The sequence below is a fragment of the Paenibacillus sp. 01T422 genome (assembly GCF_056398785.1).
Map to the genome: position 1 here is coordinate 1 of NZ_JBFTQB010001302.1, position 1,247 is coordinate 1,247.

Annotated in this window: 1 protein-coding gene; it reads left to right on the forward strand. The window is 47.0% G+C overall.

Features of this window, described 5'->3' with window-relative positions; translation table 11 throughout:
* Positions 1-1,247 (forward strand): Ig-like domain-containing protein (locus AC1DUA_RS38240; RefSeq protein WP_477504660.1); only part of this gene is annotated, 1,247 nt, incomplete at both ends.

The window sequence follows — 1,247 nt, forward strand, 5'->3', positions numbered from 1 at the left end:
AACTGCGACACCATCGACATCGTTTGTTTCAACTTGGGAGAATCTGCTCGCGATCAATGACGGACGCGACCCAACAAGCTCAACGGATAAAACGGGTGGAGCGTACGGAAACTGGAATAATAGCGCCAAAACACAATGGGTGGAATACACGTGGGGAACACCAGTGAATATTTCCAAATCGGATGTTTATTGGTGGACAGATAACGGAGGTATTCTTGCACCTACAGAAAGTAAGCTTCAATACTGGAATGGCACGCAATATGTCGATGTTCCGAATGCCGTGGGGAATGGCGTTGCACTCAACAAATATAATACAACGACGTTTTCTCCGATTACGACGACCAAATTGCGCATGACTATTACGAGAGGCACGCAATGGACGGGAATTTTGGAATGGAAGGTTTACACGACGCCAACAGCAAGTGTTAAACCAGTTAAAGTAAGCACACTACATGATGTGCTGCCTGTCCTTCCGCCGACTGTTACGAAGGTTTTCGAAGATGGATCAACAGCTGCTGCAAGCGTAATCTGGGATACGGTGGCGTTAAGCCAAGTTGCAACTCCAGGAAGCTTCACAGTGAAAGGTACTGTTGAAGGTACCAATATTGAGGCTGAAGCTACGGTTTATGTACGGGTAACGAATGAGGTAACGATTAATAGCATACCGGATGAGAATATATCCATCACAGTTGGAGCACCTCTGGTGTTACCAACGGTTATCGAAGCATTCTACAACGATGGCTCGATTGATAATATTAACATCAAAGTCACATGGGATGCCTATGATCCCAATCTGTTGAATCAACCTGGGACATTCACCATCTTAGGTTCTGTACCAGGCAGTTCGGTGCCGGCCAAAGCAAATGTGACGGTGTATCCAAGGGCAATTACATCTCTAACAACTGCAACTGCTACAACGGCAGCTGGCGTAGCGCCGGTATTGCCGTCGACGGTAACAGCTGTCTTCAATAATGGCACAACTGGACCTGTCAATGTCGTCTGGACCATAACGCCAGAACAATATGCAGCTCCGGGAACAGTTACGCTTAACGGCGCAGTTAATGGCACAACGCTTGTAGCCCACTTGACGTTAACAGTAACTACCAAAGCCATTACGAGTATTGCTCCTGTAAATGTAACAACGACTCCGGGAACAGCTCCTGTATTGCCGACTGTTGTAACAGCGACATATAGCGATGCAACAACGGTTACAGTTAACGTAGTTTGGTCTGCTATTGACCCTGCGC